Below are 21,847 nucleotides of genomic sequence, written 5' to 3'. Positions count from 1 at the left end.
CATCGCCGAGGAGGCAAACGGCGGCTGATCGCGCATCGCTGTGGCGGATTTGGCGAGGGTGCGGCCAGCGGCTTTAGCCAGTGGGACGACCTCGGTGGAAAGGGGGGAGACGAGGTTGAAAACCTCGGTCAGGGCTTGGGCTACTGTGATCATTTAGTCTGTGTCCATTTGGCCCAGTTGGGCGGCTTCCCATTCGGCGTATGTGGTGTTGGTGCCTTTGAGTTTCCACTCAACTCGGCCGTTTGACGGGCGCCCAGTTACAATATTAGCAGCAGCACTTGCGCTTGAAAATGCGAAGTTTTCAATAAATCGGGTGTCTTTTTCTGATCGAACTATGATGCCGGTTTCCAAAAGGTTAATTCGAATTCTTTGACTGGCCATATCCCAATCGCCTTTGCCAACCCAATCCTTACGAATGATGGAGCCTGCTTGCACTACCATTTCACCATCAAGTAATTCAGCTGTGGCATCAATCCCAAGCCTTTTAGACTTCAATGTGAACGTCGGAGCATTACCTTTTTCATATGTTGGTTCAGTTGTTTTTTCAGACTGCGCCTTATTCACAAACATATCCACCTGAATGGCGGGCAGCACCATCATCAAGGTCTCCAGAAACTCTTCCATATTGGCGGTCGCCGCCTCGGACAGGCTGCTGCGGGTCGGGGCGTTGCCGTTTTCCAAAGGCATCCGTTTGGTTACAAGTGCCAGTTCTACCAGCCGCGATTCCAGATATTTCACATGCGCCTTATGCAGGTTGTTGGCGGTCGAGGTGATCAGAACGGCAACCTCCCACCAGTCCTTGCCCTTCACATGATCGCGCAGGCGGGTGCCCAGATCCTCGGCCTCGCCGATATAGGCCTGCGGTCCATCCTCGGTCTCGCCCAGCAGGATATAGACGCCGGTATAGCCAGCCTCGCCGCGCCCTAAAGCGTCCTTGATGCGGGTGCGCGGGGTCATCAGGACGTGGCCGGTCCAGTTGAAAACCTCGGCGGTCAGCATCCCGTCGGGTTTGCCGTCAATAAAGTAGAGTTCTAGCGAGCGTCCTTTGCCCATCTATGATGCCTCGAACTTGCCCGACTTGCCGCCTTCTTTCATCGTCAGCCGGATGCCGGAAATTTCCATGGTTTTCTCGACCGCTTTGAGCATGTCGTAGACCGTCAGCCCCGCTACGGATACCGCCGTCAGGGCTTCCATTTCGATGCCGGTCTGGCCTGTGGTTTTCACCGTCGCGGTAATTACCACACCGGGGATGGATGCGTCCGGTGTCAGGTCCAGCGCGACCTTGGTTATGGGCAGCGGGTGGCACAGCGGGATCAGATTGCTGGTCTGTTTGGCACCCATGATGCCCGCCAAGCGCGCCACGCCCAGAACGTCGCCTTTTTTGGCAGAGCCGTCGATCATGATCGCGTAGGTCTCAGGCGTCATTTTCACATGCCCACGTGCAATCGCGGTGCGGGACGTCACGGGTTTGTCCGAGACATCGACCATGTGAGCCTTACCGCTGTCATCAAAGTGGGTCAGATCAGCCATTTACATCCCTCCAGCGGGCATAAGCGGGTTGGCAAGCAGGGCGCGGGTGGCGGCGGTCACGTCATCCTGACGCATCAGGCTTTCACCGATTAGAAAACTGCGGGCACCGTATTGGGCCAGTTCGGCGAGGTCTTCGGGGGTGGAAAGGCCGGATTCCGCAATGATAGTGCGGTCCGCGGGCACCAGTTTGGCCAGAACCTTGGTGGTGTCCAACGTGGTCTCGAAGGTTTTCAGATTACGGTTGTTGATGCCGATCAGTGGCGATTTCAGGTTGCTGGCGCGGGCCAGTTCATCCTCGTCGTGCACTTCGATCAACACATCCATGCCCCATTCAATGGCTGCCTGTTCCAGCTCAATCGCTTGGCCATCCTCAAGCGTGGCCATGATCAGCAGGATGCAATCGGCGCCCAAGGCGCGGGCCTCGGTGATTTGGTAGGGATCATAGATGAAATCCTTGCGCAAGATTGGCAGATCGACCGCATCATGCGCCGCGACCAGAAATTCATCAGCGCCCTGAAAACTGGGCGCATCGGTCAATACGGACAGGCAGGCAGCCCCACCGTCCTTATAGGCCTGTGCCAGCGCAGGCACGTCGAAATCCTCGCGGATCAAGCCCTTAGACGGACTGGCCTTTTTGATTTCGGCGATCAACCCGTAGCCGTCATGGGCCGCTTGCAGCAGGGCACTGGCAAATCCGCGTGGTGGCTCAGTGGCTTTGGCGGTGACCTCGACATCGGCGAGGGGGGCGGCCTGTTTGCGCTGTGCCACATCCTCGAGCTTATAGGCTTTGATTTTGTCTAATATATTCATGGGGGCTGTTTAGCCTGAATGGCGCGCGGCGACAATTGCTAACGGCGTATGTGTGGCGATATTGCAGGGTTGTTCCTATGATAGGGAAAAACAGGAGGATGTGATGCAGAGCGAGGCGGAAATTCGGGCGACATTTGCCAAGCAGGCGGTTTGGTGCGAGCGGTTGGGGTCACCGTTAACGGCACGTTTGGTGGCGGGGCTGGGCATAGCGCTGGATCGCAGCACAAAAACGGGTCGCCGCGTGCTGGACTGGCAGGGGCGGGCCGATGCGTTGGGGGATGCGGTGGCGTTGCGGCTGGCGGGGGCGTTGAATGCGCTGGTGCGTAGTGGGCAGTTGCCGGATCTAGCGAAGGTTTATCCGCCGAATGAATTACCGGACGGGGCTGCGCTGACGCGGGCGGCAATGGCGGCAGTTGTTGAGGCAGATGAGGAGATATGCGCGTGGCTGGATTATCCGCCCCAAACCAACGAAGTGGCGCGATCAGCGGTGCTGTATCCCGGCATGTGTTCTATTGCCGTGGCAACCGGATTGCCGCTGGCGTTATACGAGGTCGGGGCAAGCGGCGGGTTGAACCTGTTTGCGGACCGGTTTTCCTACCGGTTTGGGGGTCAGTTACGCGGGGATACAGCCTCGGCTGTGGTTTTGTCGCCAGAATGGAGCGGGGCCGCACCGCCTGCAGACGATGCGCGGATTGAGCGGCGCATGGGCTGTGATCGAAACCCGCTGGACATCACAAATGCGGATCATCGGGACCGTTTATTGGCCTATATCTGGGCGGATCAACCAGCGCGCATTGAGCGGATCAAGGCCGCCCTGGACATTGCACAACGTGACCCGCCCAAGATGGCAATGATGGATGCCGCGGATTGGGTCGAGGCAGAGATTGAAACGGCACCAGACGCGGGTGTGACGCGGGTGCTGTTTCATTCAATCGCCTATCAGTATTTTCCACCAGAGGTAAAACTGCGGATTGTAGCGCAGATGGAGGCGGCGGGGGCGCAGGCCACATCGGAGGCCCCATTGGCGTGGTTGGCGTTTGAGCAAGACAGTGATGCGGGGCCGCGTTTGACACTGCGCTTGTGGCCGGGAGGCGCGATACGGGAACTGGCGGTGGCCGGTGCTCATGTGCATGCAATTGAATGGAAGGGATGACGCGGATGAATGCGGTGTCAGATAATGTGATCAACAAGGTTTTTCGCGCCATCGCGCTGGTTTTCGCGCTGATATTGGGCAGTTGCGGCGAGCAGACCTCGACCGGCATTCTACCGCCCCCGATGCAGGCGAGCGGCCTGCCCGCGGCGTTTATTGCGGGCACTGACAGGTTTGTGCCTGATGCCCCGGTCGCCTTTGAAAACGGGTTTGACGGGGCTGGGCTGCCGATGGTGATAATGAAATTTGCGACCAAGGATGCTAAGACATTTGGGGCATTCACTGCCCGCCATATCGGCGAGGCCGTGGAAATGCAGGTGTGTGACAAGGTATTGGCGGCCCCGATTGTCCAAGAGGCGATTATGGGCGGTTCGGTTGTGGTTTCCGGTTATGATGCATGGGGGATGATGGCCGGATATATGGCCTGCGGTTGTCCCTAGAGGAATAAATCCTTGGCCCAATACGGCCCTTGATCAGTGATCGCCACGCGGGTTTTATCGCCGCGTTTCAATCCGCGATAGGCCCAGATCGGGCGGATAAACGTCTTGTGGATTTTGGCGACGTCCCCTTGGCCCACCTGATACTGCATCCGGTTGAACAGGGGCGGCCACAGGGCGCGGTGGGTGACATATGCTTCGATAATCATGCCGACATTTTCACGGGCGCGGGTGGCGCGGATGGCGGTGCGGGCAAACCAGATACTGGCGGCAAAACCCAGCGCCGCAAAAGCGAGGCCAACGATCTGGGTGGAACTGGACCAAGAGGCAAGCTCGCCCTCATAGAGTTCGCGGATGTCGGGGTTTTCGGGCAAATACCGGATATTGAAAGTCTGGCCAACCTCCAGGATGCGGTAGAACGCGTCGCGGACCTGATGTTCGGCGCTGATTTGGGCCGCATTTTGCGGGGTGAACCGCAGGGTGATATAATAGGTATCCGAGGGGCGCTGGCGTTCCTGCGTGGTTTGGCTGCCCTTAGCGATGCGTTTTGAAATCACGGTGGCTGTGGCGGGCACGCCGTGTCGGGCCAGCAGGGCGGCGTTGTATGTCAGGGTGATAGCACCCAATGTCGAGGCGATGCCGATGACCAGCGGGATCAGGGCGACCCAGCCGCCGCAGCGTATGAATAATTGGCTAAACCAGAAAAACCGTCTCACTAAAATCATGCCTTATGATTGCGAGGTCAGTGCCGCCAATGCAACTATTTTCTGCAGTGCCGCGCCGCTGTCGATGCTGGTGGCCGCCAGTTTAACGCCGTCTTTCAGGTTGGATACCTTATCAGCGACCATCAGCGCGGCGGCGGAATTCAGTAGAACCGCATCGCGGTAGGCCGATTTTTCGCCCTCCAGCAACGCGCCAAAGGCACGGCCGTTATGCGCGGGGCTGCCGCCAAGGATGTCCTCAAACGGATGCACCGGTAGGCCCGCATCCTCGGGGTTCACCTCGAATTCGGTGATTTTGCCATCTTCCAGCGCCGCGACCCAGCTGACACCGGCGATCGACAGTTCATCCGTGCCATCCGAGCCATGCACCAGCCACGCCTTGTCTGAGCCAAGGGCCTGCAATGTTTCCGCCATAGGCCGGATCAGGTCACGCGAAAACGCGCCGGTCAACTGGCGTTTGACACCTGCGGGGTTGGTCAGCGGGCCAAGGATGTTGAATATCGTGCGGGTGCCCAGTTCAGCGCGGGTGGGCATGACGTGGGCAATCGCAGGGTGGTGCATCGGGGCCATCATGAACGCGATACCGACGGTTTCCAGTGCCTTTTCAACGACTTCTGCGCCGACCATCACGTTAATTCCCATCTGCCCCAGTGCATCCGCCGCACCGGATTTTGATGACAGGTTGCGGTTGCCGTGCTTGGCCACGGTAACGCCCGCACCGGCCACAACAAAGGCGGTGGCGGTGGAAATGTTCAGTGTGCCCATCCCGTCACCGCCCGTGCCAACGATGTCCATCGCACCCGCAGGCGCGACCACCGCGTTGCATTTATCGCGCATCACTTTGGCGGCGGCGGCATATTCATCCACGGTTTCGCCACGGGTGCGCAGCGCCATCAGCAACCCGCCAATCTGACTGGGTGTTGCCTCGCCATCAAACAGAATGCCAAAGGCCTCTTCGGCCTGCGCGCGGGTCAACGGGCCATTGGCGGCGGCGTCGATCAGCGGTTTGAGAGCGTCGCTCATGCGGGCACCTTTGATTTTATCTTGGCGATATCCAGAAAATTTTGCAGCAGCTTGTGGCCATGTTCGGACGCAATCGATTCAGGGTGGAACTGGACCCCGTGGATCGGCAGTTCCTTATGACGTAAGCCCATGATGGTGCCATCTTCCAATTCAGCATTCACAACCAGACAGTCGGGCAGGCTTTCACGCTCCACGATCAGCGAATGATAGCGGGTGGCGTCAAACGGCGAGGGCAGACCAGAAAATACGCCGGTGCCATCGTGCTGCATCTTGCCCATCTTGCCGTGCACAATTTCACCGCACCGCACCACGCGCCCGCCGAACATTTCGCCGATCGCCTGATGCCCCAGACAGACCCCCATCAAGGGCACATGTGCAGCGGCAGCGGCGCGGGTCAGTTCCAGACAAATGCCGGCTTGGGCCGGATCACACGGGCCGGGGGACAGCAAAATAGCGTCAGCCCCCATCGCCATTGCCTCGTTCACCTGCAAGGCGTCATTGCGTTTTACCACCACTTCGGCCCCCAATTCGCCCAGATAATGGACCAGATTGTAGGTGAAACTGTCGTAATTATCGATCAGAAGGAGCATTTGTCCGCTTTCATTGCCAGTTTACGCAAATTAGGGGTGATTGCGCGTGATTGTCAGGCTATACATCCCCCAGAGGCGTCAAAGGGTCAAGGCCTGACAAAAAGGCGTAAGCAGGATTAACAAGGCGGAGCATATCGTGGGACGTGGAATTATTTCAGGCTTGTTCTGGGGCGTTTTGGTTTCTGGGCTGGCGGGTGCGACCGCCTCACTGGTTCACAGCAATTCAGGGCGGGGGCCGGTTGCGAGTGTGCCTGTGCAGACTGAAACTGGCGCCCAAGATGCAGCCGTAACCCAAGATATGGCCTCCCAACCAGAAGAGCAGGCCGCGGCACCCGAGGTCGGAGTTGTAGAAGCGCCGACAGGGGGCGAGGCCGAACAGACAACGCCGGTTGATGAAACGGCTGTGCCAAAACCGGATACAGCGGATGTCACGACCGCAGCGCCAACCGCACCCGTGGCCAGTGACGCGGATGACGCGCCTGCGGCAATGGATGCCGCCTCAACAGAAGCGCCCAGCGTTATGACACCCCAAACGGATGCGTCTGATGTTGCACCGGATGAGGGGTCTGAGCCTGCCGTGATGGCGATTGAAGAGGCAGCAGTTACGCCTGCCGATAATCCGGCCTTACCAAAAGCGCCACAAACGGAAATACAGCCCGAAACAGAAGGGCAGGCCAATGCGATGACGGCCCCTGCGATGCAAGAGTCACCGGTTGCACCAAAAGAGCCAACATCTGACGAGGGGCAGGGTGCCGAGGCCCCCGCGCCTGATGTCGAAGTGGCAGCCCTGCCGGAACCACAAACACCGGATGCGCCAGCGGTTGAGCAAGCGCCCGTGCCAGACACACCTGCCGCCCCCGCAACACCGGAGACGGCACCTGAACCAGAAACAGCACCTGAAGTCGTGCCCGATGCAGCCCGCGTCCCTGTGCCGCAAATCCAGAATTTGGCCCCGAATGTGCAGACAAACCGTTTGCCAACCATTGGCGGGGATGCAGCATCCACCGAGGACGAGACCCAAGCCGCTGAGCAACAGGCAGACACCGCTGATCAGGGCGCGTTAATTACCTATGCCGCGACGTTTGAAAACCCTGACGCCAAGCCGGTGATGTCGGTGATTCTGATTGATGATCCAGAAACCCCCGTTTCGGATGAAATCCTTACACGCCTGCCGTTCGCGCTCAGCTTTGCCATTGATGCGGTGCGTGATGATGCTCATGAGGTTGCGGCGCGGTATCGTGCGGCGGGGTTCGAGGTGTTGATGCTGACCAACCTGCCGTTTGGCGCACAAGCAACGGATATTGAAGTGGCATTTGATGCCTATTCCCGCGCCATCCCCGAAGCGGTTGCGGTGCTGGACCAAGGTGCGAACGGGTTCCTGCGTGGCCCCTCGACCGCGACCCAGATTGCCGGCATCCTGTCGGATCGCGGCTTTGGCCTGATCACCCCCAGCAAAGGGTTAAATTCGGCGCAAAAGGCGGCGATGCGCGAAGGCGTGCCCGCGGCGCTGATCTTTCGCGAGCTGGATTCGGATGGTGAAAAACCCCCGGTGATCCGCCGCTATCTGGACCGCGCGGCGTTTCGCGCAGCCCAAGAGGGCAGCGTGATCATGCTGGGCCACACACGCCCCGATACCATCGAGGCATTGGTGCTGTGGGCGCTTGAGGATCGTGCGGCAAGCGTGGCGATGGCCCCTGTGTCGGTGGTTTTAATGGCGCAGTAATGGCCATTCTGATCGCCACCAGCACCACGGATTTTGACCCGACCGAAGTGGCGGTGCCGTGGCAAGTGCTGGCGGGCGCGGGGCAACAGGTGCGGTTTGCTACGGATACAGGCACGGCGGGCACGGCGGATGCGCGGATGCTGGATGGCAACGGGTTCGGCATTCTGAAACCTGTGCTGATTGCCCAAAAACCCGCCCGTGAAGCATATAGCGCGATGTTGGGCGACGCGGCGTTTCAAAACCCGATTGGCTACGATGATATCAGGGTCAAAGATTTCGACGCGCTGGTCTTGCCCGGCGGCCATTCCAAGGGCGTTATCCCCTATCTGGAAAGCGAAGTGCTGCAACGGGCGATTGCCGCGTTCTTTGCGGCGGGCAAACCCGTTGGCGCGATCTGCCACGGGGTTGTGGCGGCGTGCCGCGCGATTGACCCTGACACGGGGCGCTCGGTGCTGCACGGACGCAAAACCGGCGGCAGGAACGGCTGGCGTATCAACTGACGCGGCACAAACTGGGCGATTATTACCTGACCTATCCAGTGACGGTGCAGGACGAGGTGACGGCGGCGCTGGCCTCGGCTGAAGATTTCACCGAGGGTCCAACGCCAGTGTTACGCGATAATATGGAGCATCTGGGTCGCGGGTTTACCGTGCGGGACGGGAATTACCTGTCGGCGCGTTGGCCGGGGGATGTGTACCGGTTTTCAACCGAGTTTTTAGGGATGGTGGGCAATCAGTCTTGAAGGAAGCTTTCAATTTTTTCGGTCTTGCCAAACCCGTTTAAGACAAGTTGAAACAATGCTGCCCCTTGCCTGTTCCCCATCTCGATTACTGTTTCTGGCTGTGTGCGTGAGTCCCATACTGACCAAACGACCAATAGCTCATTTGTAACCGCGACAACTGCTGAACAGAATTTCACCTCTGACCCGCAAATCACTTCGGGACTGCCGATATCCAGTTTCAGTCTTGCAACCTGTTTGGCGGCGGCATCTTCGGAGAAGAACCGCATCAGAATTGATGGCATGCTTTTACGGTCAACCAAATAAAAATGTCGAGGAATATATTGCAGTATTCCGGGGCGTTCATTTTTGCAAATCTGTCTGGCCCATTCCCGCGTTAGGAGACCACAAATAGGGCTAGAACCCGAATGCTCACCATAAGATTGATATACTCCGTAAAAAACACGAAGAGTAGCGACTTGCATCGGAAGCTCAGAATTTGATGCTAGTCCCAAAAATGTTGTCTTATATTTGTTTGTTTCAAAACTTCTAGCATCGTTACGAAAACGAGGGACTGGGTTTGCAATGCCAAGCGGCATAGAAATTCTTTCAATGGCAACAAATGGTAAAGTAATTTGTTCTCCACCAACCAAGAAATAGGCGTCTGTTGCGAGGAATTCTGCGTCTGGCCAGTCGGGATCGGGTGTCCAGATAATGTTTAGCAACATTACTGAAATGATTGAGATGACAATCCAAGTTGTGGCTTTCATTCCTCATGCCCCTCGAATGGAATCCGCCTAATTCCGCCCCCGCACAAACAACCCGGCATCCTCTGCCGCCTTGCGAATGGCTTTGGCTTTGTTGACGGTTTCCTGATACTCAGCCTCGGGGTCACTGTCGTATACCACGCCGCCACCGGCCTGAATATACAGTTTTTCGTCCTTCACCACCGCGGTGCGCAGCGCGATGCACATGTCCATGTCGCCGTTGGCCGCGAAATAGCCACAGCCGCCGCCATAAACGCCGCGCTTTTCCGGCTCCAGCTCATCAATAATTTCCATTGCCCGCACCTTGGGCGCACCGGAAACCGTGCCAGCGGGCATGCCTGCGAAAAACGCCGATAGCGCGTCTTGATCATCCGCCAATTCACCGACGACGTTGGAAACGATATGCATCACGTGGCTATATAGTTCGACATTGAATTCCTCGGTCGGGCGCACGGTGCCGATTTTGGCGACGCGGCCCACATCGTTGCGGCCCAGATCAAGCAGCATTAGGTGCTCGGCCAGCTCTTTTTTGTCGCTCAGAAGGTCCGCTTCCAAGGCGCGGTCTTCTTCCGGTGTGGCACCGCGCGGGCGGGTGCCTGCGATCGGGCGGATGGTGATTTCGCGGCCAAACACCCGCACCAGAATTTCGGGACTGGCGCCGATCACCTGAAAGCCGCCAAAATTGAAGTAGAACATAAACGGTGACGGGTTGGTGCGGCGCAAGGAGCGGTACAATGAAAACGGCGGCAGGGTGAAATCCTGCGACCAGCGCTGCGAGGGCACCACCTGAAAGATGTCACCGGCGCGGATGTAATCTTTGGCGGTCTCGACCGCGGCTTTATAGCCCTCGTGGGTAAAGTTGCACGACTGTGGACCGGCCTCGGTTGCATCGCCAAGATCACGCGCCGCATCGGGCGTCTGGCGTTCCAGATCACGGACCGCGTCCATCACGCGTTCAGCGGCTTGGGCATAGGCGGCTTTGGCGGACAGGCCAGAGGAGGCCCACGCGGGGGCAACCACGATCACCTCGCCCTTGACCCCGTCCACCACCACCACCACCGAGGGGCGCATCATCACCGCATCAGGCAGGCCCAGCGGGTCGGGGTTAACATCAGGCAAATGTTCAACCAGCCGGATCATGTCATAGCCCAGATAGCCAAACAGCCCAGCCGAGGCAGGCGGCAGGTCGTCCGGCATATCAATGCGGCTTTCGGCAATCAGGGCACGCAGGTTGTCCAGTGGTGCGCCGGATTGGTTTTGATACGTGTCACGGTCAATGCGGGCCATGCGGTTTATCCGGCTGACCTCGCCATGACATTGCCAAATCAGATCGGGTTTCGCGCCGATGATCGAATAGCGCCCGCGCACTTCGCCGCCGGTGACCGATTCCAGTATAAAGCTGTCGGTGCGGGCCTCTGACAGTTTCAGCATCAGCGAAACAGGAGTGTCCAGATCAGCGGCCAAACGGGTATAAACCAGCTGGTTCTGGCCCGCGTCAAAACCGGTTTCAAACGCGTCAAAGATTGGGGTAAGTGCCACGTTTATGCCTTTGCGTTATTCGGGATTATTGCGGGAACTGGGAATGCACCGCATTCACCGCCGCGCTGTTGACATAGACGTTTGTCTGGCTTTGTAGCGCCCCGTTAAAGGCGGCAAAGATGTCATTGGAAAGGTCTTGTGAAATGGCCGCCTCGATCTGGGTTTTTATATCGGCCAGATCGGGATTGTTCGCATCCGGTGGCAGGATATCATCCAGCCGAACCACAAACACGACGCCGTTGCCATCAATGGTTCGGCTCATACCCTTGTCCATTGTAAAGACGGTCTGGACCAGACCAACTGGTGTGCCCTCAACGTTTGAATTGCGCAGGATTTCGGTGTGGGGTGTGACTTCATAGCCCAGAGTGGCGATGTCATCGCCTTGATTTAGCCGCTCTAGTAGGCCATCGGCCAGCGCTGTCAGGCGGTTCTCGATTTCCTGATCTTCCCAGCCTGCGATCACGTTAATAATCACCTTATCTAACGGGTTTAGGGACGGGGCAATGATCGCGTCAAATTGCACAGCAAAAATACCGCCATCGTCCAGTTCTATCACCTCGGCGTAATCGCCATCGTTGATCGCCGCTGCGGCATCCCGAAAGGCGCTGTAGGTGGCGATGCCGTCGGTGTCACCTTCGGCCCAATCGATCCGGTCCAGTTTCAAGTCGGTTTCGTCAGCGACTTCCTGCATAGATGCGCCACCCGCCAAAAGGTCATCAATATCGGTGATGCTGGCGTTGATCTGGCGTCGGGCGCGGTCCAGCGCCAATTCGTCCTGCAACAGTGTGCGTATAGATTCAAACGTGGTTTCAGTGGCGGCCAGAATGCCGTTCATCCGGTAAAGCGCAGGGCCAAGATCGGTGTCGATCGGGCCAATCACACCAGGACTGTCCATGGCAAAGATCGCCGCACCCGCGTCCCCAAGCACATCAATCGTCGCATCGCCCAGATCAATATCAAGCAGGCTCAGACCGCGTTCAATTACCAGTTCCTCGAAGGTGGCATCCCCCGCATCCAGCCGCGCCTTGGCAGCTGTGATGTCTTCACTGTTGGGGAATATCAGGCGTTCAACCAGACGGCGTTCGGGTTGGGAATATTGGTCTAGACGCTTGTTGTATTCTTCTTGCAGGTCTTCCTCGGACACCTCGATACTGTCCACGATCATATCGGGCGTTACCCAGATATAGGTCAGGCTTTTCTTTTCGGGTTCGGTGAATTCCGCAGCGTTTGCATCGTAATAGGTTTGCAGTTGTTCATCCGTGGGTTCAGGCACCTGTTCGGGCAGGTTGGTCTGATCCAGCCGGATTGTCGTGAAATTGCGCCGTGACTGGGTGAAATCCAGAAATGCATTCGTCATGGCGGCGGGCGCAGCTACCCCATTAACAATAGCCCCTTGCAGGATGGTGCGAGCGGTTTCGGCGCGAATGGTATCCTCGTATTCGGCTTCGCTTAAACCGGATTGGTTCAGCGCTTGTGTGTATCCGGTGCGGTCAAATTTTCCATCAATGCCCTGAAAGGCGGGGGTCGCCACCAATTCGCGGCCCACCCGTTCATCGCCTACGGACAGACCGATGCGCGTGGCCTCGTTATCAAGGGTGGCACCGGTGATCAGGCGGGCGCGCACGTTTTGGTCAACGCCACTTGCCACGGCGAGGGACAGGGGTATCGGTTGGCCTGTCTGGGCCTGTAATCCGCGTAATTCTTGTCGCAGGGCACGGTTATATTCGTCCATCGTGACCTCGGCATCGCCAACAGTGGCAATCGCGGTGGTCGCGCCGCCAAAGTTGCTAACGCCAAATCCGCCCAGACCCACAACCAGCAAAAGCAGGATAATCCAGACAACAAAGTTGCTCGTTTTCTTCTTGATGCTGCTCACGGCTATAGCCCTCGTGTCATTGGTGTTTAGCGATGTTTAGGCGGTTGTGGGGAGAGGGGCAAGAGGCGGGATATGGCAATCTGGAGCGTTGTTTGGGATTGGGTCGGGTCAGGGGGTGTTAACAGAGGACTTCGGAGGATTGGAAATGGTCAAATACGAACGCTTTTTAAGCGCTCGAACAGGGTGGTAATGCCGGTGCTGTCGATATTGGCAAAGGCAATGCGCAATTGGCGCACGCCGGATGCATCCCCTTCAGGGACAAACATGGTGCCGGGCAAGGACAGGATGGCGCTGTCGCGCACCAGCCGTTTTGCCAGTTCATCCGAGGGTATATCAAACGGATGCTCGACATAGGCAAAATAGGCGCCGCACCCCAGCAGTTTCCAGCCGTTTGCCGCAAGCGTGGGGAACCCCGCCTTGATCGCCGCTCGCCGCGCCAGAATTTCGGCACGTTCACCCGCCAGCCATTGCGATAGGTTCTGCATCCCCCAAAGGGCGGCGTGCTGTCCCAACTGGTTGGGACAGATGGCAACGGTATCGAGGAACTTCTCGACCTCGGCCAGACGCTGTGTGCTGGCCACCATCGCGCCAACACGGTGGCCGGTCAGACGATATGCCTTGGAAAAGGAATAGAGCTGGATCAGTGTCTGATCCCAGTCGGGGTCAGTGAACAGGTCGTGCGGGGCACCAGTGCGGGCGTCAAAATCGCGGTAGGTTTCGTCGACGATCAGGGCAAGCCCGTGTTCGCGGGCCAGATTATAGAAGCGGCGCAGCAGATCGGCGGGGTATTCGGCACCTGTCGGGTTGTTGGGGGTGACCAGAACAATGGCGCGGCTGCGCGGGGTGATCAGGGCGGCGGCTTGGTCGGGATCAGGCAACATACCCGCGCCAGCGGGCAGGGCGACGGTGGTAATACCCTGCATATCCAGCCACATGTTATGGTTGAAATACCAAGGGGTTGGCAGGATAACCTCATCTCCGCTTCCGGCCAACGTTGCGATGGCGGCGGCAAAGGCCTGATTGCAGCCCGAGGTGATGGCGACCTGCGCACCCGCGATGGGGCCGCCATAGGCTGTGGACCATTGGCTGGCCACTTCGGATCGCAGCGCAGGCAGGCCCAGAACGGGGCCGTATAGATGGGCCTCGGGGACTTTCAGGGCAATATCGGCAAGGGCCTCGCGCAGGGGTTTTGGCGGGGCCTCAACGGGCGCGGCCTGCGAGACATTGATCAGCGGTTTGTCGGGGCTGAATGTCACCCCGTCCAGCCAACGCCGCGCCTCCATCACAGGCGGTGGGGTGGTCGCAGACATGGCGGGGTTAACGGGGTGGGTCATACTGATCCTTTGGGCGCGGGGCGTTAATCGGTACCGCGATAGGGCTCGACATATTGCAGCGCCATATCCCACGGAAAGAAAATCCATGTATCCTGCGACACCTCGGTGATGAATGTATTCACCATCGGGCGGCCCATCGGTTTGGCGTAAACCGTGGCGATATGGGCATTCGGATACAGCTTTTTCACCACATCAAGGGTTTTGCCGGTGTCTACCAGATCATCAATGATCAAAATGCCGGTGCCATCCCCCATCATATCCGCATCTGGCGATTTCAGCACTTTGGCCTCGGATTGCTGTTGGTGGTCATAGGATTTGATGCTGATAGTATCCACTGTGCGCACGTCCAGTTCGCGTGCAATGATCATTGCGGGGGCCATGCCGCCACGGGTGATCGCCACAATCGCCTTCCATGCCCCATCGTCCGGCCCCTTGCCATCCAGCCGCCACGCTAATGCGCGGCTGTCGCGGTGGATCTGGTCCCAGCTGATGTGAAACCCTTTTTCGTGCGGAAGGCGGTGGTCGCTCATGGGGTATGTCCTTGCGTGTTAAGTGGCTGCTATTTTGATCCCGAGCAGGCCAAGAAGCCCGCCAAAGGCCCGATCAATCCAGCCTTTCAGGTTTAGATAGGTCGCGCGGGTTTTTTGCATCGAAAAGATGCGCGATACAAGCGTGTTCCATAAGGTTTCGTTAAAGAACACAACGCCCAGCAGGGCGGCGTAGGTGCCCCATCCGGCGGTTGCGGGCACAGTGCCAATAAAAATCGCGGCAAACAGAATGGCGGGTTTGGGGTTGGAAACCTGTGTGACCAGCCCCAGCATGAATGCGCTGGTCAGGCTGCGGGGCGGGGTATCATCGCGGGTTTGGGCCAGTGGTTTATCTGCGGATTTCCACAGTTTGTAGGCCATGAACAGCAAAAACGCGCCGCCCGCGATTTTAAGCGCGGTCAGCAACATCGGCGCATATTCAAACAGCAGCGCCAATCCGAACAGCGCCGCACAGGCCCAGAACACGCCACCCACGCCAATGCCCACAGCCACAGCAACGCCAGAGCGAAACCCTTCGGTCACGCCAATGCGCGCGGCCATCAGGACGGACGGGCCGGGGCTGATGGCGGCCATCAGGTGCAGCAGGGCAACGGCGATAAAGGCGCTTAAACTCATTTGCGTCCCGTAACCACATCAATATCGGGCGCATCCACGGCCTTCATTCCCACCACATGATACCCTGCATCCACATGCAGGTTTTCGCCGGTGACGCCGGACCCCAGATCGCTCAGCAGATACAGCGCCGATTTGCCGACCTCGTCTTGCGTCACATTGCGGCGCAGCGGCGAATTTAGTTCGTTCCATTTCAGAATATAGCGAAAATCGCCAATGCCCGAAGCGGCCAGCGTCTTGATTGGCCCTGCCGAAATGGCGTTAACACGAATGTTATCCTTGCCCAGATCCTCGGCCAGATATTTGACCGACGCCTCAAGGGCGGCCTTGGCGACCCCCATGACATTATAATGCGGCATCACCTGTTCGGCCCCGTAATAGGTCAGCGTAAGAATTGATCCGCCATCCGGCATCATCTTGATTGCGCGCTGGGTCATCGCAGTGAAGGTGTAGACCGACACATCCATCGTCATGCGGAAATTTTCAGCCGAGGTGTCAACGTAACGCCCGCGTAATTCGGATTTGTCTGAAAAACCAATGGCATGGACGACAAAGTCCAATGTGCCCCACTGTTCTTCCAATGAGGCAAACATCGCGTCCAGCGACGCCGCATCCGACGCATCGCAATCAAACAACACCGTGGTGCCCAACGAGGCCGCCAATGGCTCCACCCGTTTTTTGAACGCGTCCCCCATATAAGAGAACGCCAGTTCCGCACCGGCATCTGCACAAGCCTTGGCAATGCCCCATGCGATTGACTTGTCATTGGCTAACCCCATGATCAGCCCGCGTTTTCCCTGTAGCAATCCTGTTGACATTCTGCGCCCCCCGCCATTTTATTATATGAACCCAACCTTTAGGCGATTGCGTGTATAGCATCAAGTCTGGGGATCGGTCTAAACCTAACGTTAGGGATAGGTTGCGTTGCCTAGAAGCAGAGCATATGCCAATCAACGTGATTGAATGGACATTATGACGAAGCGAACCGGCATGACGAAGCAAACTGGCATATTTTCGGGCGACGACCCCTTCAAACTTGCGCGGCACTGGCTGGGCGAGGCTGAATCGGTCGAGGTGAATGATCCGAATGCCATTGCGTTGGCGACGGTCGACGCCGATGGCATGCCGAATGTGCGTATGGTGCTGTTAAATGAGATCGAACCTGAAGGGTTTGTTTTCTACACCAACTTTGAAAGTGCCAAGGCCGATGAAATCGGTGTTGGTGGCAAAGCGGCTTTTGTGATGCACTGGAAATCCTTGCGCCGCCAGATCAGGGTGCGCGGGACGGTCGAGAAGGTTGACGGGGCGCAAGCGGATGCCTATTTTGCCTCTCGGTCCTTACAAAGCCGTCTAGGGGCGTGGGCGTCAAAGCAATCGCGCCCGCTGAAATCACGAACAGCACTGGTGGCCGAAGTTGCCAAGGTCACGGCCAGACAGGGCACAAACCCGTCGCGGCCCGACTTTTGGGGGGGATACAGGATAACCCCCGTTGAAATAGAATTCTGGGCTGACGGGGCATTCCGGTTACATGACCGGTTCCGTTGGAGCAGAAAAACAACAACTGACAGCTGGAGAATCCAGCGTCTAAACCCTTAATACCAAAGCCGCGGCTTTCGGTTCTCGTGCAAGTTGCTTTTTTTAGCTTGCAAGGATGAGCAAATAGCCGCAACACAGTTGACGTAAAGGTAAAGCAGGCCATTTTGGATTATATAGGACAATACGACCAAAGAGCGTAGCAAAATGAACGACGAAAACGAAAACGAACAAACCGTCATAACGGGCCATGTAAAATGGTTTGACCCGTCCAAGGGGTTTGGATTTGTGGTGGCCGATAATGGCGGCCCCGATATTTTACTGCACGCAAATGTGCTGCGCAATTTTGGTCAAAGCTCGGTTGCGGATCAGGTGCGCATTGAAATACTGGTGCAAGAGACTGATCGCGGCATCCAGACCACCGAAATTCTAAGCATTGAACCCGCCACTGGGGCTGAAGGGCAGGACGATGGCGGTTTCGAGCTGATTGATGATCTGGACGCAGGTGATCTGGAACCAGCGCGGGTAAAATGGTTCGACAAGGCCAAGGGATTCGGTTTTGCCAACGTGTTTGGCTCCAATGCCGATGTGTTTATCCATGTCGAGGTGCTGCGCCGCTCGGGCCTGGCCGATTTACAGCCGGGCGAAGCGATCTGTATTCGTGTTAGCGAGGGGGAGCGCGGCAGCATGGCCACGCATGTCTTGCCGTGGGATGCTTCATTCGAGGATGATTAAATGAGGTTACGGTTTATATCTGGTGTCTTGGCGCTCGTGCTGGGGGCAGGGGGCGCGCATGCCGCGCAATGCACCCAAACCGGTGTTGATCTGCGCGGCGACTGGGGGCAGGCACATTTCAATGTCGAAATTGCGGATGACGTGCAGGAACAAGCCAAGGGGCTGATGTTCCGTGAAAGCCTGCCAGCCAGTGCTGGGATGTTGTTTATTTACGAAACACCCCGTCGTGCGCGGTTCTGGATGAAAAACACCCTGATCCCGCTGGATATGATTTTTCTGGATTCCGAAGGCCGTGTTCTGCGGATTGCCGAAAATGCGATACCGCTGGATGAAACCCCGATTGATGGTGGCGAAGGCGTTTTGATGATTCTTGAAATCAATGGCGGCATGGCGCGCGGGCTGGGCATTACTGTCGGAAGCGAGTTGCGCCACCCCGCATTTGATTCGTCGATTGCCGTCTGGCCCTGCGAACCTAAGTAGTTTTTTCACAAGAGTCGGAAAACAGGGCATTCTAGGGGTTTCCATTGCTCGTCAGCCTATATAAAGAGGCGTCAGTTCGGGGCGTAGCGCAGCCTGGTAGCGCGACGGTTTTGGGTACCGTAGGTCGCAAGTTCGAATCTTGCCGTCCCGACCATCTACCTTCCCAAAATATTTTCTGATCCTTTCGGTTGCTTGTGAATTCGCAAACCAAACAGATGCGACTCAGCATGTGATGCGGTGTTGCCACCTCATGTTAAATCTGAGCAATTTTTGGCAAGTGAGCCGAGACAAACAATAAATTTTGATTGTGATATCGGGACGGCAGATTGGCAGCGGTCCTGATGCCATGCAATGTGAATCATTTGCGCCGCCCTTCGCACAGATTGCATTTGTCCGGTCAACGAAAAAAACGCTAAAAAAGTAAAATATAAAAGTTGACGCAGTAGGGGTAACTACGACACATTGTGGAAGCTGGTCAACGAGACCACTAGATTTAGTAGTGGCGGGTCGAAAAGGGACATAACGGTTTTCTAGCCATCACTTGTATGTGGCAAAATAATGGGTGTGTATTACCCATTGGCGAAGACACTTTTTTGCCCATTGGTCAGCACGAGTCTGGCGTAAAAGCCCCGTTTTGAGGGTTAACGCCGCTAAATTGTGACGCGCCGAAAATGGCGCATACGGGGCAGACAAAAAAATGAAAATAGAGCGCAAGTTCACCAAATCCGGTCAGGACGCATATTCTGATCTCGAATTCACCACGACATCTTCTGAAATCCGCAACCCTGACGGCACGATCGTTTTCCGTCTGGACGAATGCGTTGTGCCAGCAGCCTGGAGCCAAGTTGCCTCGGATGTGATTGCGCAGAAGTATTTCCGCAAGGCAGGCGTGCCAGCATGCCTGAAGAAGGTCAAAGAAAAGGGTGTGCCGGAATTTTTGTGGCGCTCGGTTCCCGATGAGGCCGCATTGGCGAAATTGCCCGAGCAAGACCGCGTCGGCGGCGAGCATTCCGCCAAGCAGGTTTTTGACCGTCTGGCAGGCACATGGGCATACTGGGGCTGGAAGGGTGGCTATTTCACCAAAGAATCCGATGCCCGCGCCTATTACGATGAAATGCGCCACATGTTGGCATCCCAACGCGCGGCACCCAACAGCCCGCAGTGGTTTAACACCGGCATTCACTGGGCATATGGCATTGATGGCCCCGCACAGGGCCACCACTATGTCGATTACAAGACCGGCAAGCTGACCAAATCCAAATCCTCTTACGAGCACCCACAGCCCCACGCCTGTTTCATCCAGTCGGTGGCGGATGATCTGGTGGGCGAGGGCGGCATCATGGACCTTTGGGTACGCGAGGCGCGTCTGTTCAAATACGGTTCCGGCACTGGCACGAACTTCTCCTCCCTGCGTGCTGCCGGTGAATCCCTGTCAGGTGGCGGCAATTCGTCGGGCCTGATGGGGTTCTTGCGCATTGGTGATCGGGCGGCTGGCGCGATCAAATCGGGCGGCACTACACGGCGCGCCGCCAAGATGGTGATTTGTGATGCGGACCACCCTGATGTTGAGCAGTTCATCAACTGGAAAGTTATCGAGGAGCAAAAGGTTGCGTCCATCGTTGCTGGCTCAAAAATCCACGAAAAATGCCTGAACGAGATTTTTGCAGCAATCAAAGCCTGGGATGGCAGCCTTGATGACGCGATTGATCCAAAGGTGAACGAAACGCTGAAAGCGGCGGTCCGGACCTCGAAAAAAATGGCGATTCCGCAGACTTACGTTAAACGTGTGCTGGATTATGCCAAGCAGGGCTATTCCAGCATCGAATTCCCGACCTACGATACGGATTGGGATTCTGAGGCATATAGCTCGGTTTCCGGTCAAAATTCTAACAACTCGATCCGCGTGACCGATGCGTTCCTTCAAGCTGTCAAGGATGACGCTGACTGGGATCTGATCAACCGCACCGATGGCAAAGTTGCCAAAACCATCAAGGCCCGCGATCTGTGGGAACAAGTCGGCCACGCCGCATGGTCCTGTGCCGATCCGGGCATCCAGTATCACGATACGGTTAACGCGTGGCACACATGCCCCGAAGATGGCGCCATTCGTGGCTCTAACCCGTGTTCGGAATATATGTTCCTTGATGATACAGCCTGTAATCTTGCCTCGATGAACCTGCTGACCTTCCTGAAGGATGGCGAGTTTCAAGCCGAGGATTACATCCACGCCACCCGCCTGTGGACAGTGACGCTGGAAATTTCGGTGACGATGGCGCAGTTCCCGTCCAAAGAAATCGCACAATTGTCCTATGATTTTCGCACCTTGGGGCTGGGATACGCCAATATCGGCGGTTTGCTGATGAACATGGGCTTCTCCTATGACTCTGATGAGGGGCGCGCGTTATGCGCTGCCCTGACTGCGATTTTGACAGGTGTTTCTTACGCGACATCCGCTGAAATGGCGGGTGAGCTGGGCACGTTTGATGGCTACGCACGCAACGCCGACCACATGCTGCGGGTGATCCGCAACCACCGCAATGCGGCCTATGGAAAATCCGATGGATACGAGGCGCTGGACGTTAATCCGGTTCCGTTGGATCACGCCAATTGCCCTGATCAAAATCTGGTCGCACTGGCCAAAACCGCGTGGGACGAGGCATTGGCCTTGGGCAAAAAGCACGGCTACCGTAACGCGCAAGTGTCGGTGATTGCCCCGACCGGCACCATTGGACTGGTGATGGATTGCGACACCACAGGGATCGAGCCAGATTTCGCGCTGGTAAAGTTCAAGAAACTGGCCGGTGGCGGGTATTTCAAGATCATCAACCGGTCGGTTCCCGCCGCACTGGAAAAGCAGGGCTATGGGTCGGCGCAGATCGAGGAAATCGTTTCCTACGCTGTGGGCCACGGCACCATCGGCAACGCGCCGGGGATCAACCACACCTCGCTGATCGGGCATGGATTTGGTCAGGCCGAACTGGACAAGATCGAGGCAGCATTGCCATCGGCCTTTGATATCCGGTTCGTGTTCAACCAGTGGACGCTGGGCGAAGATTTCTGCGCTAAGACGCTGGGTATCCCTGTGGAAAAGATGAACGATCCGTCGTTTGATCTGTTGCGTCACCTTGGCTATTCCCGCGCTGATATTAACGCGGCCAATGACCACGTTTGTGGCACCATGACGCTGGAGGGTGCGCCGCATCTGGATGAAAAACACTACGGTATCTTTGATTGTGCCAACGCTTGCGGCAAAAAAGGTAAGCGTTATCTGTCGGTTGACAGCCACATCTATATGATGGCCGCAGCACAGTCGTTTATCTCGGGGGCGATTAGTAAAACCATCAACATGGCCAACGACGCCACCATCGAGGATTGCCAAAAAGCGTACGAGCTAAGCTGGTCCTTAGGTGTGAAGGCCAATGCGCTCTATCGGGACGGCTCGAAACTGAGCCAACCATTGGCCGCGGCCTTGGTTGAAGATGATGACGAGGCTGAAGAAATCCTCGCCACAGGCAGCCAGCAGGAAAAAGCGGCTGTTCTGGCCGAAAAGATCATCGAAAAAGTGGTGATCAAGGAAGTTCACAAAAGCCATCGTGAAAAACTTCCCGGCCGGCGCAAGGGCTATACCCAAAAGGCCAATGTCGGTGGGCACAAAGTATATTTGCGCACCGGTGAATATGAACACGGTGAGTTGGGCGAAATTTTCATCGACATGCACAA

Annotated in this window: 22 protein-coding genes, 1 tRNA gene and 1 pseudogene; 10 read left to right on the top strand and 14 right to left on the bottom strand. The window is 56.9% G+C overall.

Translation table 11 applies throughout. From position 1 onward, the window contains the following. The 4 genes and pseudogenes from ACWB12_RS01315 to trpC form a co-directional block, all read right to left on the bottom strand. Positions 1–153, bottom strand: a pseudogene (locus ACWB12_RS01315) (molybdopterin molybdenumtransferase MoeA); the annotation flags it as partial. Next, positions 154–1,053 (bottom strand): GIY-YIG nuclease family protein, encoded by a 900-nt coding sequence (locus ACWB12_RS01310; protein ID WP_479528253.1) that lies wholly within the window; start codon positions 1,051–1,053, stop codon positions 154–156. Continuing rightward, positions 1,054–1,530, bottom strand: coding sequence for a cyclic pyranopterin monophosphate synthase MoaC (moaC, locus tag ACWB12_RS01305; protein ID WP_479528252.1), 477 nt, complete (start codon positions 1,528–1,530; stop codon positions 1,054–1,056). Continuing rightward, entirely contained in the window at positions 1,531–2,340 is an 810-nt protein-coding gene (gene trpC / locus ACWB12_RS01300; RefSeq protein WP_479528251.1) for an indole-3-glycerol phosphate synthase TrpC, read from the bottom strand. A gap of 103 nt (positions 2,341–2,443) precedes the next feature. On the opposite strand from trpC, the gene ACWB12_RS01295 reads away from it, so the two are divergent. Together ACWB12_RS01295 and ACWB12_RS01290 are read left to right on the top strand one after the other, a co-directional pair. Continuing rightward, positions 2,444–3,493: a DUF2332 domain-containing protein gene (locus ACWB12_RS01295; RefSeq protein WP_479528250.1), complete on the top strand. Its 1,050-nt coding sequence runs from the start codon at positions 2,444–2,446 to the stop codon at positions 3,491–3,493. Further along, positions 3,481–3,930, top strand: coding sequence for a SecDF P1 head subdomain-containing protein (locus ACWB12_RS01290; RefSeq protein ID WP_479528249.1), 450 nt, complete (start codon positions 3,481–3,483; stop codon positions 3,928–3,930). Before ACWB12_RS01295 ends, ACWB12_RS01290 begins: the two co-directional genes overlap by 13 nt. Here the strand turns inward: ACWB12_RS01290 and ACWB12_RS01285 are convergent. From ACWB12_RS01285 to ACWB12_RS01275, 3 genes are read right to left on the bottom strand one after another with little or no spacing between them, the layout of a single operon-like run. Further along, positions 3,927–4,643, bottom strand: a complete 717-nt coding sequence (locus ACWB12_RS01285; protein ID WP_479528248.1) for a DUF3592 domain-containing protein — start codon at positions 4,641–4,643, stop codon at positions 3,927–3,929. The two genes, ACWB12_RS01290 and ACWB12_RS01285, sit on opposite strands and share 4 nt — an antisense overlap. Positions 4,644–4,655: 12 nt before the next feature. Continuing rightward, the gene (trpD, locus tag ACWB12_RS01280; protein ID WP_479528247.1) at positions 4,656–5,672 is read right to left on the bottom strand and encodes an anthranilate phosphoribosyltransferase; all 1,017 of its coding nucleotides are present in this window, start codon (positions 5,670–5,672) and stop codon (positions 4,656–4,658) included. Beyond that, complete coding sequence (locus ACWB12_RS01275) at positions 5,669–6,262, bottom strand: anthranilate synthase component II (RefSeq protein WP_479528246.1); 594 nt, start codon at positions 6,260–6,262, stop codon at positions 5,669–5,671. The genes trpD and ACWB12_RS01275 overlap by 4 nt, the downstream gene beginning before the upstream one ends. Before the next feature lie 136 nt (positions 6,263–6,398). Here ACWB12_RS01275 and ACWB12_RS01270 point away from each other — a divergent pair, with 136 nt between their 5' ends. The 3 genes from ACWB12_RS01270 to ACWB12_RS01260 are packed head-to-tail and all read left to right on the top strand — an operon-like array spanning position 6,399 to position 8,727. Continuing rightward, positions 6,399–7,985: a divergent polysaccharide deacetylase family protein gene (locus tag ACWB12_RS01270; protein WP_479528245.1), complete on the top strand. Its 1,587-nt coding sequence runs from the start codon at positions 6,399–6,401 to the stop codon at positions 7,983–7,985. Further along, positions 7,985–8,485 carry a type 1 glutamine amidotransferase domain-containing protein gene (locus ACWB12_RS01265; RefSeq protein WP_479528244.1) on the top strand — a complete coding sequence of 167 codons (501 nt, stop codon included), beginning with the start codon at positions 7,985–7,987 and terminating at the stop codon, positions 8,483–8,485. Before ACWB12_RS01270 ends, ACWB12_RS01265 begins: the two co-directional genes overlap by 1 nt. Positions 8,486–8,523: 38 nt before the next feature. After that, complete coding sequence (locus tag ACWB12_RS01260; RefSeq protein ID WP_479528243.1) at positions 8,524–8,727, top strand: hypothetical protein; 204 nt, start codon at positions 8,524–8,526, stop codon at positions 8,725–8,727. Here the strand turns inward: ACWB12_RS01260 and ACWB12_RS01255 are convergent. The 7 genes from ACWB12_RS01255 to fabI all read right to left on the bottom strand — a co-directional run bounded on the left by ACWB12_RS01255 (position 8,718) and on the right by fabI (position 16,197). Next, positions 8,718–9,473 carry a hypothetical protein gene (locus ACWB12_RS01255; protein ID WP_479528242.1) on the bottom strand — a complete coding sequence of 252 codons (756 nt, stop codon included), beginning with the start codon at positions 9,471–9,473 and terminating at the stop codon, positions 8,718–8,720. The two genes, ACWB12_RS01260 and ACWB12_RS01255, sit on opposite strands and share 10 nt — an antisense overlap. A 27-nt stretch (positions 9,474–9,500) precedes the next feature. Next, entirely contained in the window at positions 9,501–11,009 is a 1,509-nt protein-coding gene (gene trpE / locus ACWB12_RS01250; RefSeq protein WP_479528241.1) for an anthranilate synthase component I, read from the bottom strand. Positions 11,010–11,034: 25 nt separating this feature from the next. After that, complete coding sequence (locus ACWB12_RS01245) at positions 11,035–12,885, bottom strand: SurA N-terminal domain-containing protein (RefSeq protein ID WP_479528240.1); 1,851 nt, start codon at positions 12,883–12,885, stop codon at positions 11,035–11,037. 149 nt (positions 12,886–13,034) lie between these two features. Next, positions 13,035–14,219: an aminotransferase gene (locus tag ACWB12_RS01240; RefSeq protein WP_479528239.1), complete on the bottom strand. Its 1,185-nt coding sequence runs from the start codon at positions 14,217–14,219 to the stop codon at positions 13,035–13,037. A 23-nt stretch (positions 14,220–14,242) separates the two neighbouring features. After that, positions 14,243–14,749 carry a xanthine phosphoribosyltransferase gene (gpt, locus tag ACWB12_RS01235; RefSeq protein ID WP_479528238.1) on the bottom strand — a complete coding sequence of 169 codons (507 nt, stop codon included), beginning with the start codon at positions 14,747–14,749 and terminating at the stop codon, positions 14,243–14,245. Between the two features lie 18 nt (positions 14,750–14,767). Next, complete coding sequence (locus tag ACWB12_RS01230; protein ID WP_479528237.1) at positions 14,768–15,382, bottom strand: LysE family translocator; 615 nt, start codon at positions 15,380–15,382, stop codon at positions 14,768–14,770. Further along, complete coding sequence (fabI, locus tag ACWB12_RS01225; RefSeq protein ID WP_479528236.1) at positions 15,379–16,197, bottom strand: enoyl-ACP reductase FabI; 819 nt, start codon at positions 16,195–16,197, stop codon at positions 15,379–15,381. Before fabI ends, ACWB12_RS01230 begins: the two co-directional genes overlap by 4 nt. Before the next feature lie 172 nt (positions 16,198–16,369). Between fabI and pdxH the strand changes: the two genes are divergently transcribed. The 5 genes from pdxH to ACWB12_RS01200 form a co-directional block, all read left to right on the top strand. Continuing rightward, a complete protein-coding gene (gene pdxH, locus ACWB12_RS01220) occupies positions 16,370–16,975 on the top strand; it encodes a pyridoxamine 5'-phosphate oxidase (protein WP_479528235.1) in 606 nt (201 codons plus the stop codon). A gap of 144 nt (positions 16,976–17,119) precedes the next feature. Further along, positions 17,120–17,647: a cold-shock protein gene (locus ACWB12_RS01215; protein ID WP_479528234.1), complete on the top strand. Its 528-nt coding sequence runs from the start codon at positions 17,120–17,122 to the stop codon at positions 17,645–17,647. Then, on the top strand, positions 17,648–18,127 hold the full coding sequence (locus ACWB12_RS01210) for a DUF192 domain-containing protein (RefSeq protein ID WP_479528233.1): 480 nt from the start codon (positions 17,648–17,650) through the stop codon (positions 18,125–18,127). Positions 18,128–18,204: 77 nt separating this feature from the next. After that, positions 18,205–18,281 (top strand) — tRNA-Pro (locus ACWB12_RS01205). 543 nt (positions 18,282–18,824) lie between these two features. Next, positions 18,825–21,847 (top strand): vitamin B12-dependent ribonucleotide reductase (locus ACWB12_RS01200; RefSeq protein WP_479528232.1); only part of this gene is annotated, 3,023 nt, incomplete at its 3' end.

This window comes from Profundibacter sp., assembly GCF_056498605.1.
Note: the sequence above shows the minus strand (reverse complement) of the source record. Positions and strands in the feature narration are given on the sequence as shown.

Coding starts and splice junctions, on each gene's coding strand:
- ACWB12_RS01255 (WP_479528242.1), bottom strand. CDS start 9,473: ATGAAAGCCACAACTTGGATTGTCATCTCAATCATTTCAGTAATGTTG.
- trpC (WP_479528251.1), bottom strand. CDS start 2,340: ATGAATATATTAGACAAAATCAAAGCCTATAAGCTCGAGGATGTGGCA.
- ACWB12_RS01215 (WP_479528234.1), top strand. CDS start 17,120: ATGAACGACGAAAACGAAAACGAACAAACCGTCATAACGGGCCATGTA.
- gpt (WP_479528238.1), bottom strand. CDS start 14,749: ATGAGCGACCACCGCCTTCCGCACGAAAAAGGGTTTCACATCAGCTGG.
- ACWB12_RS01290 (WP_479528249.1), top strand. CDS start 3,481: ATGGAAGGGATGACGCGGATGAATGCGGTGTCAGATAATGTGATCAAC.
- ACWB12_RS01230 (WP_479528237.1), bottom strand. CDS start 15,382: ATGAGTTTAAGCGCCTTTATCGCCGTTGCCCTGCTGCACCTGATGGCC.
- moaC (WP_479528252.1), bottom strand. CDS start 1,530: ATGGCTGATCTGACCCACTTTGATGACAGCGGTAAGGCTCACATGGTC.
- fabI (WP_479528236.1), bottom strand. CDS start 16,197: ATGTCAACAGGATTGCTACAGGGAAAACGCGGGCTGATCATGGGGTTA.
- ACWB12_RS01210 (WP_479528233.1), top strand. CDS start 17,648: ATGAGGTTACGGTTTATATCTGGTGTCTTGGCGCTCGTGCTGGGGGCA.
- ACWB12_RS01240 (WP_479528239.1), bottom strand. CDS start 14,219: ATGACCCACCCCGTTAACCCCGCCATGTCTGCGACCACCCCACCGCCT.
- ACWB12_RS01310 (WP_479528253.1), bottom strand. CDS start 1,053: ATGGGCAAAGGACGCTCGCTAGAACTCTACTTTATTGACGGCAAACCC.
- ACWB12_RS01295 (WP_479528250.1), top strand. CDS start 2,444: ATGCAGAGCGAGGCGGAAATTCGGGCGACATTTGCCAAGCAGGCGGTT.
- trpD (WP_479528247.1), bottom strand. CDS start 5,672: ATGAGCGACGCTCTCAAACCGCTGATCGACGCCGCCGCCAATGGCCCG.
- ACWB12_RS01275 (WP_479528246.1), bottom strand. CDS start 6,262: ATGCTCCTTCTGATCGATAATTACGACAGTTTCACCTACAATCTGGTC.
- pdxH (WP_479528235.1), top strand. CDS start 16,370: ATGACGAAGCAAACTGGCATATTTTCGGGCGACGACCCCTTCAAACTT.
- ACWB12_RS01265 (WP_479528244.1), top strand. CDS start 7,985: ATGGCCATTCTGATCGCCACCAGCACCACGGATTTTGACCCGACCGAA.